Origin of the sequence: Sphaerisporangium sp. TRM90804 (genome assembly GCF_029846175.1) — a bacterium.
GTDB lineage: Bacteria > Actinomycetota > Actinomycetes > Streptosporangiales > Streptosporangiaceae > Sphaerisporangium.
In genome coordinates, this window is the sequence record NZ_JARWAC010000001.1 from 192,093 (window position 1) to 207,813 (window position 15,721).

The 15,721-nt window shown below is 74.7% G+C and carries 14 protein-coding genes; 11 read left to right on the forward strand and 3 right to left on the reverse strand.

From position 1 onward, the window contains the following. Positions 1-185: 185 nt before the first annotated feature. Positions 186-1,934, reverse strand: coding sequence for a biotin carboxylase N-terminal domain-containing protein (locus PYR91_RS00855; protein ID WP_279776917.1), 1,749 nt, complete (start codon positions 1,932-1,934; stop codon positions 186-188). A gap of 231 nt (positions 1,935-2,165) precedes the next feature. On the opposite strand from PYR91_RS00855, the gene PYR91_RS00860 reads away from it, so the two are divergent. Then, positions 2,166-2,438 (forward strand): WXG100 family type VII secretion target, encoded by a 273-nt coding sequence (locus PYR91_RS00860; protein ID WP_279776918.1) that lies wholly within the window; start codon positions 2,166-2,168, stop codon positions 2,436-2,438. Positions 2,439-2,664: 226 nt separating this feature from the next. Further along, positions 2,665-3,051: a TadE/TadG family type IV pilus assembly protein gene (locus PYR91_RS00865; protein WP_279777092.1), complete on the forward strand. Its 387-nt coding sequence runs from the start codon at positions 2,665-2,667 to the stop codon at positions 3,049-3,051. Positions 3,052-3,238: 187 nt separating this feature from the next. On the opposite strand, the gene PYR91_RS00870 is transcribed toward PYR91_RS00865, so the two are convergent. Continuing rightward, positions 3,239-8,257, reverse strand: a complete 5,019-nt coding sequence (locus PYR91_RS00870; protein WP_279776919.1) for an FtsK/SpoIIIE domain-containing protein — start codon at positions 8,255-8,257, stop codon at positions 3,239-3,241. A 96-nt stretch (positions 8,258-8,353) separates the two neighbouring features. Continuing rightward, the gene (locus tag PYR91_RS00875; protein WP_279776920.1) at positions 8,354-8,884 is read right to left on the reverse strand and encodes a hypothetical protein; all 531 of its coding nucleotides are present in this window, start codon (positions 8,882-8,884) and stop codon (positions 8,354-8,356) included. 358 nt (positions 8,885-9,242) lie between these two features. Here PYR91_RS00875 and cutA point away from each other — a divergent pair, with 358 nt between their 5' ends. From cutA to PYR91_RS00920, 9 genes are all read left to right on the forward strand, one after another. Next, positions 9,243-9,587, forward strand: coding sequence for a divalent-cation tolerance protein CutA (gene cutA, locus PYR91_RS00880; protein ID WP_279776921.1), 345 nt, complete (start codon positions 9,243-9,245; stop codon positions 9,585-9,587). Between the two features lie 369 nt (positions 9,588-9,956). Further along, complete coding sequence (locus PYR91_RS00885; protein ID WP_279776922.1) at positions 9,957-10,655, forward strand: hypothetical protein; 699 nt, start codon at positions 9,957-9,959, stop codon at positions 10,653-10,655. A 1-nt stretch (position 10,656) separates the two neighbouring features. Beyond that, a complete protein-coding gene (locus PYR91_RS00890) occupies positions 10,657-11,466 on the forward strand; it encodes a hypothetical protein (protein WP_279776923.1) in 810 nt (269 codons plus the stop codon). Continuing rightward, on the forward strand, positions 11,463-12,770 hold the full coding sequence (locus tag PYR91_RS00895; protein WP_279776924.1) for an ATPase, T2SS/T4P/T4SS family: 1,308 nt from the start codon (positions 11,463-11,465) through the stop codon (positions 12,768-12,770). The genes PYR91_RS00890 and PYR91_RS00895 overlap by 4 nt, the downstream gene beginning before the upstream one ends. After that, positions 12,767-13,681 carry a type II secretion system F family protein gene (locus tag PYR91_RS00900; protein WP_279776925.1) on the forward strand — a complete coding sequence of 305 codons (915 nt, stop codon included), beginning with the start codon at positions 12,767-12,769 and terminating at the stop codon, positions 13,679-13,681. Before PYR91_RS00895 ends, PYR91_RS00900 begins: the two co-directional genes overlap by 4 nt. Further along, the gene (locus PYR91_RS00905; protein WP_279776926.1) at positions 13,674-14,600 is read left to right on the forward strand and encodes a type II secretion system F family protein; all 927 of its coding nucleotides are present in this window, start codon (positions 13,674-13,676) and stop codon (positions 14,598-14,600) included. The genes PYR91_RS00900 and PYR91_RS00905 overlap by 8 nt, the downstream gene beginning before the upstream one ends. Next, complete coding sequence (locus PYR91_RS00910) at positions 14,601-14,840, forward strand: hypothetical protein (protein WP_279776927.1); 240 nt, start codon at positions 14,601-14,603, stop codon at positions 14,838-14,840. After that, entirely contained in the window at positions 14,837-15,265 is a 429-nt protein-coding gene (locus PYR91_RS00915; protein ID WP_279776928.1) for a pilus assembly protein, read from the forward strand. The genes PYR91_RS00910 and PYR91_RS00915 overlap by 4 nt, the downstream gene beginning before the upstream one ends. Continuing rightward, a complete protein-coding gene (locus tag PYR91_RS00920) occupies positions 15,262-15,720 on the forward strand; it encodes a pilus assembly protein TadG-related protein (RefSeq protein ID WP_279776929.1) in 459 nt (152 codons plus the stop codon). Before PYR91_RS00915 ends, PYR91_RS00920 begins: the two co-directional genes overlap by 4 nt. Position 15,721: the final 1 nt, after the last annotated feature.

A 15,721-nucleotide genomic window follows, 5' to 3' on the forward strand; every position in this document is an offset into this window, starting at 1 on the left:
CTCCTTCGTCCTACAGGACGAACGGCGAGTCGTCCGAGTTCCTCAATTGGCCACCGTATCTCTGCCCGAAACCTATCGCGGTCTACCACCGGCGCGGGCAAGCGATCTTCCGGCCCTCGGGCCCTGACACGCCACGCCGTCCGCACCCGAAGGGCACGGACGGCGTGGCGGGAGGCGTGAGGAGCTCAGACGTCCTTGATCTCGCAGATGGCGGCGCCCGCCGAGACGGTCTGCCCCACGGTGGCGGCCAGGCCCGTGACGGTGCCGCCCTTGTGCGCCGTGAGGGGCTGCTCCATCTTCATGGCTTCGAGCACCACGATGGAGTCGCCGGTCTGGACGACGTCGCCGTCGGACACGGCGACCTTCACGATCGTTCCCTGCATCGGGGTCACCAGGGCGTCCCCGCTCGTCGCCGTGGCCGCGCCCTTGGCGGCGCCCCGGCGGACGGGCTTCTTGGCCTCGGCCGGGCGGCGCGCCGCCGCGGCGCCGGCGGGCAGTACCACTTCCAGGCGCTTGCCGCCGACCTCGACCACCACCCGCTCGCGCTCGACGGGCTCCTCGGCCGCGGCGACGTCGCCGGAGTAGGGCTCGATCTCGTTGACGAACTCGGTCTCGATCCAGCGGGTGTGGACGCTGAACGGCTCGCCGGTGAAGGCGGGATCGCGCACGACGGCCTGGTGGAACGGCAGGACGGTCGGCATGCCCTCGACGACGAACTCCTCCAGCGCGCGCCGCGAGCGCGCCAGCGCCTCCTCGCGGGTGCGGCCGGTGACGATCAGCTTGGCCACCAGGGAGTCGAACGACTGCGGGACGGTCATGCCCTGCTCGTAGCCGGCGTCCAGCCGGACGCCCGGGCCCGACGGCGCGCGCATCGCGGACAGCGTGCCGGGGGCGGGCAGGAAGTTGCGCCCGGCGTCCTCGGCGTTGACACGGAACTCGATGGAGTGCCCGCGGACCTCGGGGTCGTCGTACCCGAGGGCCTCGCCGTCGGCGACGCGGAACATCTCGCGCACGAGGTCGATGCCGGTGACCTCCTCGCTCACCGGGTGCTCGACCTGCAGCCGGGTGTTGACCTCCAGGAAGGAGATCGTGCCGTCCTGGCCGACCAGGAACTCGCAGGTGCCCGCGCCGACGTAGCCGGCCTCGCGCAGGATCGCCTTGGAGGAGGAGTACAGCAGCTCCCGCTGTTCGGCCGTCAGGTAGGGCGCGGGGGCCTCCTCGACGAGCTTCTGGTGCCGACGCTGCAACGAGCAGTCGCGCGTCGAGACCACCACGACGTTGCCGTGCGAGTCGGCCAGGCACTGCGTCTCGACGTGGCGTGGCCGGTCGAGGTAACGCTCGACGAAGCACTCGCCGCGCCCGAAGGCGGTCACGGCCTCGCGCACCGCCGACTCGTAAAGGTCGGGGATCTCCTCCATCGTGCGCGCGACCTTCAGCCCGCGCCCGCCGCCGCCGAAGGCGGCCTTGATCGCGATGGGCAGGCCGTGCTCGGAGGCGAAGGCGACGACCTCCTCGACGCCGGAGACGGGGTCGGGGGTGCCCGCGACCAGCGGCGCCCCCACCCGCTGGGCGATGTGCCGCGCCGCCACCTTGTCGCCGAGCGCGGTGATCGCCGACGGCGGCGGCCCGATCCAGGTGAGGCCGGCGTCGATCACCGCCTGGGCGAACTCGGCGTTCTCGGCCAGGAAGCCGTAGCCGGGGTGCACGGCGTCCGCGCCCGCCTCGGCGGCCACGCGCAGCAGCTTGCCGATGTCGAGGTAGGTCTCCGCGGGAGACTGACCGCCGAGCGCGTATGCCTCGTCCGCCATCCGCACATGAAGCGCGTCGAGGTCTTGGTCAGCGTAGACCGCGACGCCGTTCAGTCCGGCGTCCTTGCATGCGCGTGCGATACGCACCGCTATCTCGCCACGATTGGCGATCAGGACCTTCTGCACCGAGGTCGTCCCTTTCCTCAAAAGGCCCGCGAGGCCTCTTCCGGAGTGTAAGCGGCCTCTGATCTCAGGTGAGCCCCTACCCCACCGTTTCATTCGGCCGCGGCACGTCATCGCATAGGGGCTGACGACGATAACTCCTCGGTATAACCGGTGCGTCTCGGAGGGTTGACGTCTAAGGTGAGATCGTTTGGCTACCCCCTGTCATGCAGAAGATCCTCGAAGGAGACCGGCATGAGCCAGAGCTTGCTCGGCGGCGACCCCGCGGAAATGCAGAACATGGCCGCTCAGTTCACCCAGCAGGCCGAGCAGGTGCGCCAGACCATGGCGGCGCTCGACCGCGAGGCCGCGAAGGTCGGCACGGCGTGGACGGGCCCGGGGGCCGTGCGCTTCGGCGGCGCCTGGCAGAACTACCGCCAGGCCTTCCAGCGGATGACCGAGGAGCTGACCGAGGCGTCGCGCATCATCACCACCTACCGCGGCAACATCGAGTCGGCGACGCGCTAGGGCCGCGGCGGCCGGCTCCGCCGGGCCGCCTCCGTCCGCACCGGCGCGGGTGCCGGCGCGGGGAACCACGTCAGCGGTGGTGTGTATGCCGACGCGAACCACGGTGCCGCCAGGCGCGTCCACAGGGCCGGCCATGCCGTCGCCCTGCCCGGCGCCTGGGCGGCACGCGGGCGGCCCTCTGCGGCCCCGCTCAGGCCCGGCGCGGGGCGATCACGGCGCGTCCGCCATCGAGCTGGCGCTCATCATGCCCGTCGTGCTCGTGGTCGTCCTGCTGATCGTCCAGTTCGCCCTGGTCTTCCACGGCAGGCAGGTCGCGGACGCCGCGGCGCGGGAAGGGGCGCGCATCGCCCGGGCCGCGGGGGCCGACGGCGGCGGCTGGCAGGGCGCCGCCGAGACCAAGGCGAAGAACGTCGTGAGCGCGATCGGCCCCGAGCTGCTCGAAGGGGCCTCCGTGCAGGCATGGCAGAAGGGCGACCAGCGCGGCGTCACCGTGAAGGGCGCCGCCGTGGCCGTGATCCCGTTGCTGCCCGGCATGTCCTTCACGATCACCTCGACGTTCGGCGGCCCCATCGAGTGTTTCCGCCCCGACGACGGCACCCCCGACTGCGGCTGACCGCCGCCCGGCCGAGGGCCTCGCTCCGGCGGCTGACGGCGCCCGCGAGCCCCCGAGGACCTCGCTCCGGCGGCTGAGGGCGCCCGCGAGCCCGCGGCTGACGGCGCCCCCGGGGACCGATGGATCCGAGCGCGGCTGACGGCCGTCTCCGCGGCGCGAAGGGCGCCCCACGAGCCCCGGCCGCGGTTCAGGGCGTGAGGGCCGCCTGGACGGGGGTGGCCGTGCCCGAGATGACGAGCAGGCCGCGGCCGGGCGGACCGCCCACGGCGCCGCGCGGGAGCCTCACGTTGAACAGGTCGCCGTCGGCGGGGCTCTGCACCGACAGCAGCAGCCCGGTGCGGCCCTTGCGCGCCTCGGCCACGAACCCCCGGTAGGCGGTCGCCAGGTCGCCGGTGGTGCCCGCGATGAGCAACCCGTGCTCGCCGTCCCTGCCGCTGCGCAGCGTGCTTTCCAGGGCCGTGCCGAGCGGCGAGTCGGGTGAGACCAGCTCGGCGTCGTCCACGATCACGACATACCGGTCGCGGCCCGCCAGCGCGCCGGCGAGGTCGGCGTCGCCGTCGGCCCCGAGCACCGCCAGCACGCCGGGCAGGCCGGCCAGGTCGCGCAGCGGGCTGCGGCGCGGGGTGACCACGACCACAGGCGTGTCCTGGCCGAGCAGCCAGCGGGCGGCGGTGACCAGCGTGGACGAACGGCCCGACCGCGCCGGGCCCGCGACCACGGCGGCCGGGCCCTGGGTGAGCAGGTCGACGCCGAGCGGGGCCAGGGAGTCGCCGCCCGCGCCGAGCAGCGCCCAGAGCGGGGAAGGCGGCCGGAAGCCGGGGACGAGCTCAACGGCCTGGGCGGCCGTCACCCGCATCGGCAGGGCGTCCACCCGCAGCGGCGCGGCGCGCCCGGCGAACCTGCCGGACGCCGCGCGGCCGAGCGCCTGCAGCGCGGCCACCTGGGCGGGGCCGGACGGGTCTTCGTCCAGCAGGGCGATCTGGCTCTCGACGACGCCCTGCTCCCCGAGGGAGACCACCCGGCCGGCGGGCATGGACGCGGGCAGGCCGCGCAGCGGCAGCCCGGCGAGGCCGTAGTCGGCGGAGTCGGCCAGCCGCATGATCAGCCGATCTTCGAAGAGCGTGGAGATCTGGCCGAGCAGCCCCGACCGGTCGGCGGTCACCACGGCGCGCAGCCCGACGGCCGGGCCTTCGCGCAGCAACTGCATCAGCGCGTCGAGCAGGCGCCCGTAGTCGTAGCCCTCGAACGCCGCCGCGAACCCCTCCCAGCGGTCGAGCAGGAGCACCAGCCACGGCATCCGGAGCGTCGTGTCGCCCGTGCCCGAGCGGTGGATCGCCGCCCGCGCCTCGGCCAGGGACGCGTACCCGGCCTCGGCCAGGAGCTGCTGGCGCCGCCCGACCTCGGCGCGGAGCCGGGTGAGCAGCCGCTCCACGCGGTCGAGCTGGTCGCGGGTGACCACGGCGCCGCAGTGGGGCAGGGCCACGAGCGGCAGCAGGGCCCCGGAGCCGCAGTCGATGGCGTGCAGGTGGACGTCGTCGGGCGAGGCGTGGGCGGTGATCGACCCGGCGATGGTGCGCAGGGCCGTGGACCTGCCGGTGCGCGCCGTGCCGGCGATCAGCAGGTGGCCGCCGCGGGCCAGGTCGAGCGTGAGCGGGCGGCGGTCCTGCGCCCAGGGCAGGTCGGTGACGCCGAACGGCAGCGGCGGCACCTCGTGGCCGCCGGCGCCCTCCCGGGGGGCGTCCATGAGCACCAGGCCGGGCAGCGGGGGCAGCCACGGGCTCGGCCGCTCGCGGACGCCGGCCATGCGGGCGGCCTCGACGACGGCGTCCACCAGCCTCGCCAGGTCGCTCGACGGGCCGCCGTTCACCCCCGGACGCTCGGCGCCGCGCGCCCCTGCGGCCCTGAGCGGGCCGCCGAGGCCGGGACCGTTCCCGGCGGAGGTGAGGGCCGCCGCGGCGTTCGCGGCGCCGCGGGAGGGGCGCAGGGGGTGGCCGAGGTCGCGCCAGCGGACCTCCACGACCCGGGGGCCCGCCCCGCCGCGCGCGGCCTCCGGCACCCGGCCGCCCACCCGGGCGGTCTGCACGGGCTGGGCCGGGCCGGTGCCCGAGCGGACGTAGCAGCGTCCCGGCGTGGTCTTGGAGATGTGCGCCGCCTCCGGGCCGGAGATGACGTCGGTGGACTCGGCGACGTCGGTGACCCGCAGCGCGACGCGCAGCGAGGTGTTCGCCTGGATGTCGGCCGTCACCACGCCGCCGGGCCGCTGGGTGGCGAGGATCAGGTGGATGCCCAGCGAGCGGCCGCGGCGGGCGATGTCCACGAGCCCGTCCATGAAGTCGGGCAGCTCGGACACCATGGCCGCGAACTCGTCGATGACCAGCAGCAGCCGCGGAAGCGGCTCCAGCGTCGCCTCCGGGCCCGCCTCGGTGTCCCGGGCCGCCGGCTCGGCCGCCGGGGCGCCCGCGTGGCCCGCGGCGAGCCGCGCCGCCCGGCCGCTCAGCCCGGTCAGCCCGGTCAGCCCGGTCGCGCGGCGTCCCGGCGTCCCGGCGTCCATCCCGGACGCCCGGCCGCCGGCCGTGGCCTGCCCGGCTGTGCGGCCGCCCGCCGACAGGCCCGCGCCGGGCGCCCGGCCCGCCGGTTCGGAGGCCGGCGCGGAGGCGGCGGAGGCCCGGGTGAGGGCCGCGCGCGCGGCCCGGGGGTCGTCGCGTAACTCCAGGTAGTCCTCGATGTCCTTGGCGCCCGCGGCGAGCAGCAGCCGTTCGCGCCGGCGGATCTCGGCGGCCAGCGAGGCCAGCGCCCGCTGGGTCAGGTGCTCGTCGAGGTCGGTGACCATGCCGACGGTGTGCGGCAGCCGCACGCACTCCTTGAACGCGGCTCCGCCCTTGTAGTCGATGAGCACGAACGTCATCTCGTCGGGCCGGTTGGCCACGGCCAGCGAGCAGATCAGCGTCTGCAGCAGCTCCGACTTGCCCGCGCCGGTGGTGCCCGCGACCAGCGCGTGCGGGCCGTCGCGGCTCAGGTCGACGCTGAACGGGCCGTCGGGCCCCACGCCGATCGGCACCTCGGTCGTGCGGCCGCCCGAGCGCCACCGCCCCGCCACGGCGCGCCCCGACGGGCTCAGCTCCAGCAGGTCGAGCAGGCGCACCGAGCCCGGCAGCACGGATGTGACGTCGTCCCTGCTCACGTCGCGCAGCGGCGCGAGCGAGCGCGCGAGCCGCTCGGACCAGGCGGGCGTCACCTGGTCGGCCAGGATGTCCCCGACGGCGTCCAGCCCGCCGCCGCGCAGCCGGACGAAGCCGTCGGCGCCGCAGTCGGCCACGGTGGCGCACTCCTCGGGCAGCAGCCGCGTGTCCTCGTCGATGGCGACCGTGTAGACCCCGGCGCCCGGCCCCTGCCTGAGCACCTGGGGCATTCCGGGGAGCCCGCGCAGCACCTGGGCGCCGTCCAGGATCACCAGCACGTCGTACGGACGGTCGTCGTAGGAGGCGAACAGGGGCTCCTCGTCGGGGCCGAACCCGCGCCCCCACCCCTTGACCGCGCCTCCGGCGGACGCGCCGAAGGCGGGGCCGTCGTCGTCGCCGAGGCGCTCGGCCACCAGGGCGGCCAGCTCGGCCACCCGCTGCGCCGCCGCCTCGGGGTCGGCGCCCACCAGGGCGACGCAGTCGGCGTCGCGCGGGGCGCAGTGCGGCAGCCAGCGTGCCCAGTCCCAGTGCGCGGCGCCGTCCCCATGGGCCGACAGGACCACCACGGCGAGGTCGCGGGGGCTGTGCAGGGTGGCCGCGGCGCCGACCAGCGAGCGGGCGATGCCCAGCGTGACGTCCCGGGGCCCGGTCATGCCGGCCACGCCGAGCCGCCGCATCGCGAGCGACACCGGGACGGCGCCGGAGACGGGCGCCCCGGGCATCGTCAGGTCGGCGGGCGCGCCGCGCTCGGGGGTGAAGTCGATCTCGGCGGGCAGGTCGGCGAGCCCGAGGCGCAGGCGCAGCGCGTCGGGGTCGTGGCTCCTGCGCTCCCACAGCCGCCGCCGGGGCCCGGTCGCCGTGAGCAGCAGCTCGGCGGGGTCGGGGGACGCGGCGCGGCGCTCGCGCTCGTTGACCGCCCTGGCCTTGCGCACGTTCTCCTCGAACGCGGCCTGGCGCTCGCGGTAGGCCTTCATGGCCTGGCGGTGCTGCTTGCGGCCGTGCCGGCGGTCGCTGATCCACTGCCCGATCATGATCATGGGCGTCATCAGGGCGATCAGCAGGTAGAACCAGAGCTGGAACGCCCACCACATGGCCAGGCCGAGCACGGCCGGCAGGCAGGCGGCGAGCAGTTGCAGGCGGATGCCCTCGCGGCGCACGGGCTCGGCGGGCACGTCGAGCCGGCGGCGGCGGTCGCCCGGGCGCAGGCGGGGAGGCCGGTTGTAGGCGAGGCCGCCCCCGGGCAGGGCGTCCAGGTGGGCGTCGGGGGGCTCGGTGCCGTGCAGCACCAGGATGGAGTTCCCGCAGGCCAGCGGCGCTCCCTCCGGCCACGGCCTGGCGGTGGCGAGCGGCTCGCCGGCCAGCAGGGGCGCCGTGCGGGTGGCGCCCCGCTTCATGGCGCCGACGGCTTCGGAGTCGGGGGTGCCGTGGACGCGCGCCGCCGCCGCGCGCCGCGCCCGCCGGCCCGTCTTGCGCCGCGTCCTGCGCACCCGGCGGGGCTTCTTGGCGGGGGGCGCGCCGGCGGGGGCCACCGCCCGCACCAGGACGGCGTCGGGCGTCACGCGCAGCTCGACGACCTCGGGCGGCAGGTCGCCGTCGAGGGCGATCGCGCACGCGGGGTCGGAGCCGATGGCGTGCACGCCGAAGCCCAGCCGGTGCACCGCGCCGGCGCCGGGCCCGCCCGCGACCCTGACCTCGATCACGCCGCCGGGCTCGGCCAGCAGCGTCGACCCGGCCGTGCGGGGGTCGAGCGTCACCAGGTCGCCGTCGCGGACCGCCGCGGCCATCGGGGCCTCGGGGTCGAGCCGCCTGCCGTCGACCCACAGGGACGGCGCCTCGGGCTCGCGGGCGCCCTGGCGCGCGTCGAGGCCGTACGGCGCGCGGGCGCGCGACAGCCGCACGACGTTGCCGCGCTCCTCGGGCGCGTCGCGCAACGCGGTGGCGAGCCCCGCGACCGTGGTGTCCTGGTCGCCCTCGATGACCACGTCGCGCCGGCCGTGCTCCGAGACCACGGTAAGCATGATCCGCATGCGGCGTCTCCTCCGGGTCCGGCTCCGCGCTTCAACGTAAGCGACGGGAGCCCGCCGCAGGCGCCGGTTTCGCCAACTGGCCGCGACGCCCGCCGCCTACCCCACTCTCGCGCCGTCGGGCCTGACCGCGTACCACCTGCCGCCGAACTCGTCCCGGCCGCGCCCGTAGACGTCGCCGGGCTTCCTGTCGCCGTTGAAGTAGTAGAGCGGGAGCTCGCCGTAGGTCACCTGCCGCACGCCGTCGCGCTCGACGGCGCCGAGCCTTTTGCGCCGCACCCCGCTCTCGGCCCCGGGCTCGTCGCGGGTGACGGCGGGCGGCCACCACGCGGCGCAGGACAGCAGGCACGTGGGCTCGCCGGGGCGGTCCCTCCCGAAGACGTACAGCGTCCTGCCGTTCTCGCCGACGAGGACCTCCCCGGCCTTCGTTCGCGCCGCCTTGACGGTGACGCGCCGCGGGGTGGGCATGGTGGGCGGCAGCCCGGTCTCCGACGGGGACGTCCCGCCGGACGGGGTCACCGGAGGGGAGGGGGACACGCCGCGGCCGGCGCGCGTGCCGCCGCACGCGCCCGCCGTCAGGGCCGTGAGGGCCGTCAGGGCCGCCGTGGCATCCCTCGCGAGCCTTCTCAAGCGACCCCTCCTCCGACGCGGCTCGCGCTCCGGCCGGCCGCTGGCGATTCGTGCGAGGGGGTGTACTGTTCGTTCCCTCCGGCGTGGTTTTCAGTACATCCGCCGTTGTTCCGGGGGCCGCCGTTTGGAAAGCCGCGGGTCATCCGGCGTGTGCCACCGGGAGGCCTCCCGTCATCCACAGCCCCCTGTGGACAGAACGCCGGCCGGGTGTGGATAACTCGGCGCGTTCTGTGGTGATTTAGGGCCATAAACCGGATTAAAAGTGACGATCCGGACGAATGGCCAATGGTCGCACCTGTGGATAAAGCCTGTGTACAATGCCGCGGCCGTGCGGATCAATCTTGGTGGAAGGGGCGCCATGCCGGAGTACGTGCAGGTCCAGGTGGCCGTGGACGACAGGGCCGTGGCCGGCGCCCTCGCGCGCTCGGCGGTCGCCGCCCGGCTGGCCGCGTGCGCGCAGATCGTCGGGCCGATCACCAGCGTCTACCGCTGGAAGGGCGTCGTCGAGACGGCCGAGGAGTTCCTGCTGCTGATGAAGACCACGGGGGAGCGGAGCGGGGAGCTGACCGAGCACGTCCGTCGGGAGCACCCGTACGAGACGCCCGAGATCATCAGCCTGCCCGTCACCGGAGGGCTGGGCGCCTATCTGGAGTGGATCTCCGAGGAGACGGGCGGCCCCGGTGGACCGGCGGATCGCGGTTAGGATCCGGCGACCCGGGGGAAACCGATGGGAGACTTGTGACCGAGGTTACTGGCGATACAAACGTGATTATTGCCGGATATATGCCAGCAGTGAGCTGACCGAAACGGGAGTGATTCTTGACGACGCCATTGACAGCCAATCCATAGTGGATGAGCATGGGTCCGGTTTCGGTCCCCCCACGTGGTGCAAGCTGCACACACTATGAATGACAAATTGGGCAGATAACCCTAAGATCGTCGTCCTCCATATCCGTGACCATGCCATCCCGCCACCGTGGTCATGCGGTCCGTTCTCGCCCGGCCCCCGCCGGTCGGTATCAGCGCATGGTGAGGGCGACGGCCTGGTCCTGATTCCGGGAGCCCCCCACCCATGAGGATCAGCGAGAAAGCCGGCCGCGACGGTCGCGCCGCGAACGCGGAGCGCGCCGCATCGCAGGGCGCGCTTTCCGGGCCCGCCTCGCGCAAGCTCCCCGTGCCGCCCCGCGAGCGCAAACCGGCCCTGGCCGCGCTCGCGCTGCTGCTCGTGCTCGGCGGCGCGCTCGCCGCCACGCTGCTGGTGATGCGCAGCGGCGACCGCGTGTCGGCCATCCAGATCAGCCAGCAGATCGGCCCCGGCCAGCCCATCCTCCCCGAGGCGATGACCGAGGTGCAGATCGCCGACACCGGGGTCGGCTACGTCTCCTGGATCCACCGCCAGGAGGTCGCCACGACGTTCGCCCGCGTCACCATCCTGCCCGGCACGCTGCTCACCGAGCAGATGGTCACCAGGGCCAGCGAGCAGCTCGTCCCGGGCAAGGTCATGGTCGGCCTGGCGCTCAAGGCCGGCCAGGTGCCGCAGGGGCTGCAGAAGGGCGACCACGTGCAGGTGCTCTACGTGCCCGGGTCGGGCCGGGGCACGGCGCAGGGCAAGGTGCTCACGCCCAGCGCGCTCGTGCAGAGCGTCGGCACGCCCGAGGGCGACAGCACCGGGCTGGTCACGATCATCGTGGACGCCACCGTCTCGCCCACCGTCGCCATGTACTCCTCCAGCGGCGAGATCGCCCTGGGCAAGCTCGCCGGAGCCGGTTGACGTGGCTCTCATAGCGCTCGCCGCCGACAAGGGCGCGCCCGGCGTCACCACCGCGGCGACCGCGCTCGGCGCGGTGTGGCCGCGTCAGGTGCTGCTCGCCGAGTGCGACCCCTCCGGCGGCGACCTCGTCTACCGGCTGCCCGGCGTCGACGGCGGCGTGCTCAACCCCGGGCGCGGCCTGCTGAGCCTGGGCGCCATGGCGCGCCGCGGCCTGCGGCCCGAGCAGGTGCACGAGCACACCCAGAAGCTCATCGGCGGCCTCGACGTCCTGACCGGCCTCACCCACGGCGAGCAGGCGGCCGGGCTCACCTGGCTGTGGGGCCCGCTCGGCCGGGCGCTGTCGGCGTTGCCGCACGCCGACGTGCTCGCCGACTGCGGCCGCCTCGGCGCCCACCCGCAGATGAACGACCTGCTCGCCGAGGCCGAGCTGACGCTGCTGCTCACCCGCCCGAGCCTCGACCACGTGGCCCACCTGCGCGAGCGGCTCGCGCTGACCGGCGGGCAGGTCGGCGTCGTCGTCATCGCCGCCCCCCGCTCCTACCGGGCCTCCATCGACGAGGTGCGCCGCATCGTCACCGCCTCCACCAAGGAGGTCTCCTTCGTGGCCGGCCTGGCGTACGACCCCAAGGGGGCGGAGCTGCTCAGGGGCCAGTGGGGCGGCCGGCTCGACCGCTCCCTGCTGATCCGCACGGCCCGCGAGCTGGCCGGCCGCCTCGCCGCGCGGGTGGCCCCCGGCCGCACGTCCCCGCCCGCGGGCGCGCCGCCGCGCGCGACGGCCATCGACACCGAGCGAGCGGAGCGAGCGCGATGAGCACCGACCATGCGCTGGTGAAGCGGTTCCGCCAGGAGGTGGGCGACCGCCTGGCCCGCCAGCGGCGGCTCGACCAGGCGAGCGGCCTGGTGCCGATGTCCGGCGAGGACGAGCGGCAGTTCGCGCGCGCCCTGATCTCCCAGGTGCTTGAGGAGCACGCCCGCAGCGAGATCGGCTCGGGCCGCACGCCCCCCACCGCCGAGGAGGAGGAGGCGCTCGCGGCCGGCATCCACGCCGCGCTGTTCGGCGTCGGGCGGCTGCAGCCGCTGCTCGACGACCCCGAGGTGGAGAACATCGACGTCAACGGCTGCGACCGCGTGTTCGTCGGGTACGCCGACGGCCGCGAGGTCGTGCACGACCCCGTGGCCGAGTCCGACGAGGAGCTGATCGAGCTGATCCAGATCCTCGCCGCCTACAGCGGCCTGTCGAGCCGCGCCTTCGACACCGCCAACCCCCAGCTCGACCTGCGCCTGCCCGACGGCTCGCGCATGTCGGCGGTGATGGACGTCACCGTGCGCCCAGCCGTCTCCATCCGCCGGGCGCGCATGGGCAAGGTCTTCCTCAGCGACCTGGTGGGCAACGGCACGCTGACGCCCGAGATCGGCCGGTTCCTCGCGGCGGCCGTCGGGGCCCGCAAGAACATCATGATCGCCGGGTCGACGAACGCCGGGAAGACGACGCTGCTGCGCGCGCTGGCCAACGAGATCCCGCCGCACGAGCGCCTGATCACCGTCGAGCGCGCCCTGGAGCTCGGGCTCGACCAGTTCCCCGAGCTGCACCCCAACGTCGTGGCGTTCGAGCAGCGCCTGCCGAACTCCGAGGGCCAGGGTGAGATCACCATGGCCGAGCTGGTGCGGCGGTCGCTGCGCATGAACCCCAGCCGCGTGATCGTCGGCGAGGTGCTGGGCGACGAGATCGTGACGATGCTGAACGCGATGACGCAGGGCAACGACGGCTCGCTGTCGACCATCCACGCCAACTCCTCCATGGAGGTGTTCAACCGCATCGCCACCTACGCGCTGCAGGCCGAGGAGCGGCTGCCCATCGAGGCCACCCACATGCTGATCGCCGGCGCCATCGACTTCGTCGTGTTCATCGAGAAGCGCAACGACTACCACATGGGCGGCCGCCTGCGCCGGTACGTCGCCAGCATCCGCGAGGTCGCCGGCGTCGACGGGCGCGTGCTGTCGTCGGAGATCTTCACGCCGGGCCCCGAGGGGCGGGCCGTGCCGCACGCCCCGATCGCCTGCGCCGACGAGCTGGCCTACCACGGGTACGACCCGTCGGCGGGGGTGTGGTCGTGATCTCGCTGCCCCCCGGGCTGTTCGACCCGCTGGCGATCCTCGCCGGGGCCGCCGTGGGCGGCGGCCTGTTCCTGCTGGCCCTGGCCCTGTACGGCATCCGGCCCGGGCCGGCCACCCCCGACCGCGGCGCGGGGCGGCGCGAGCTCGTGCGCCGGCTGTCCACCCGCTCGGCGGTGGCGACCGTCACCGGCGGCATGGTCCTGGTGATCACCGGCTGGCCGGTGATGGCGGCCGGCGCGGTGCTGCTCGTGCTCGCCTGGCGCGGCCTCACCGGCGGCGCGGCCGAGGAGCGGGCGGCGATGAGCCGGCTGGAGGCCCTGGCCGCCTGGACCGAGTCGCTCAGGGACACCATCGCCGGCGCCGCAGGCCTTGAGCAGGCGATCCCGTCGTCGATCAGGGCCGCCGCGCCGACGCTGCGCCCGCACCTGCGGGCGATGGTCGACCGCCTGCACACCCGCATGCCGCTCGCTGACGCCCTGCGGCTGTTCGCCGACGAGCTGGACGACCCCTCCGCCGACCTGGTGGTCGCCGCGCTGATCCTCAACGCCAAGCTGCGCGGCCCCGGCCTGCGCGAGGTGCTCGGCGCGCTCGCCGTCTCCGCGCGCGAGGAGCTCGACATGCGCCGCCGGGTCGAGGCCGAGCGCCGCGCGACGCGCCGCAGCGTCCAGATCGTGGTCGGCACCGCCGTCATGTTCGCCGCGATCTTGGTGGTGTTCAACCGCGACTACGTCCAGGAGTACGACGACCTGCTGGGACAGGCCGTCCTGGTGGTCGTCGCCGGGCTGTTCGGCGCCGGGTTCGCCTGGATGCGGCGGCTGGCCCGGTTCGACAAACCCGCCCGGCTGCTCGGCCCGGCGTCCAGCGCTCCCGTCGCCGAACGCGAGCCGGTGTCGGGAGGCATCCGTGGTTGAGACCGTGCTGGCCGGGGCCGCGTTCGGGCTGGGGCTCTTCCTGCTGGTCAGGGCGCTGTTCCCGCCCAGGCCCGGCCTGGTGGCGCAGTTGCTGGCGCTCGACGCCGCCCGTGAGGGCGACGACTCCCTGCGGCTGCGGTTGCTAGCGCCCGACGAGGAGGTCAGCCCCTTCCGGCGCGGCCTTGGCGTGCGCCTCGCGCGGTTCTACGCCTCGCGCGGGTGGGAGGCGCGCTCCACCCGCGCCGACCTGGCGCTGCTCGGCAAGTCGTTCGAGGGCTACCTCGCCACCAAGATGCTGCTGGCCGTCTCGGGCCTGCTCGCCTTCCCCATCCTCGCCGGGTGGCTGGCGCTCATGGGCTGGGGCGTCTCCCCGCAGGTGCCGCTGTGGGCGTCGCTCATCGTGGCGCTGGTCTTCTACTTCCTGCCCGACCTGCAGATCCGCCGCGACGCCGCGGTGCGCCGCCGCGACTTCCGGCACGCCGTCGGCGCCTTCCTCGACCTGGTCGCGATGAACCTCGCGGGCGGGCGGGGCGTCCCGGAGGCGCTGCTGACGGCGGTCTCGGTCAGCGACGGCGCCAACGCGTCCAACTGGGCCATGGCCCGCATCCGCGAGGCCCTGTCCAACGCCCGCATCGTCGGCATCACGCCGTGGCAGGCGCTGGGCCGGCTCGGCGACGAGATCAACGTCGACGAGCTGCGCGACCTGTCGGCGGCGCTGGGCCTGGTGGCCGACGACGGCGCCAAGGTCCGCGCCTCCCTGACGGCCCGCGCCGCCACCATGCGGCGGCGCGAGCTGGCCGAGGTCGAGGGCCGGGCCGGTGAACGGTCCCAATCCATGCTGGTCGCCCAGCTCCTGCTGTGCGCCGGCTTCGTGATCTTCCTCAGTTATCCGGCAGCGATGAAGATGTTGGGGTCCTAAATGTTCACACCTCCGTGGCTCACCTATCTGGTCGCCGTCCTGAACGTGCGGCTCCACCGCGCCCGTACGGCTCCCTCGCGGGGAGCGTCCGCCGTCGAGTGGGTGATCATCACCGCCATCATCGCCGGGGTGGCCCTGGGCCTCGCCACGCTGATCAGGACGCTCGTCACCCAGAAACAGGCCGAGATCCAGAGCAACTTCGGCGGCGGCGGGGGCGGCGGGGGTGGCGGGAATCCGTGACGGTCCGCACCCGGCGCACCCGGTCTCCGGCGCGCCCGGCCGCGGGCGACCGCGGGTCGATGGCGGTCGAGGCGGTGCTGCTGGCGCCGGTCTTCCTGATCTTCCTGATGTTCCTGGTCGGCGCGGGACGCGTCGTCGAGGCGCAGGGCGAGGTCAACGGCGCCGCCAGGGACGCCGCCCGGGCCGCCTCCGTGCAGCGTGCGCTCGGCACGGCGCGCGACGCGGCGAGCGAGGCCGCCGAGGCGGCGCTCGGCGGCGAGTGCACCCCCGTGGTCAGCCTCACCGGCAGCGAGTGGACCGAGGGCGGAACGGTCCGCGCGACCGTCACCTGCCCGCTCGACCTCGACTTCCTCGGCTTCGGAGTCGTGAAGCAGGTGAAGGGCAGCTCGGTCGTGCCGCTGGAGCGGTTCCGGAGGGTCGAGTGAGCGACCGCCCGCTCCCGCCGCCCGCGCGGCGCCCCGGTGACCGCGGGTCCATGTCGGTCTTCGTGGTGCTCTTCTCGGTGGTGGTGTTCATGCTGGCGGGCCTGCTGGTCGACGGCGGCGCTGCGATCAACGCGCGGCTGCGGGCGTCCGACGTCGCCGAGCAGGCGGCGCGGGCGGCGGCCGACGAGATCGACGAGGAGCACCTCAGGAGCACCGGGCAGGTGCGGCTCGTCGGCGACGAGGGCGCGGTCTGCGGCCGGGCGCGCAAGATCGTCGGCGCGCACGACGACACGGCCGTCCGGCTCACCGAGTGCCGCCCCGGCCAGGGACAGACGGTCGTGACCGTCGCGGTGAGCGTCAGGTGGAACGCCTTCTTCCTCGCCGCGTTCGGCTTCAGCGGCTCCGACATGTCCGGTACCGCCACCGCGGGTCCCGATTCCGGCGACGCGCCGTGAG

Excerpts from the sequence above, each read along its gene's own strand:
- PYR91_RS00885 (WP_279776922.1), top strand. The coding sequence starts at position 9,957 with ATGAGGATCAGCGAGAAAGCCGGCCGCGACGGTCGCGCCGCGAACGCG.
- PYR91_RS00870 (WP_279776919.1), bottom strand. The coding sequence starts at position 8,257 with ATGCGGATCATGCTTACCGTGGTCTCGGAGCACGGCCGGCGCGACGTG.
- PYR91_RS00860 (WP_279776918.1), top strand. The coding sequence starts at position 2,166 with ATGAGCCAGAGCTTGCTCGGCGGCGACCCCGCGGAAATGCAGAACATG.
- cutA (WP_279776921.1), top strand. The coding sequence starts at position 9,243 with ATGCCGGAGTACGTGCAGGTCCAGGTGGCCGTGGACGACAGGGCCGTG.
- PYR91_RS00895 (WP_279776924.1), top strand. The coding sequence starts at position 11,463 with ATGAGCACCGACCATGCGCTGGTGAAGCGGTTCCGCCAGGAGGTGGGC.
- PYR91_RS00910 (WP_279776927.1), top strand. The coding sequence starts at position 14,601 with ATGTTCACACCTCCGTGGCTCACCTATCTGGTCGCCGTCCTGAACGTG.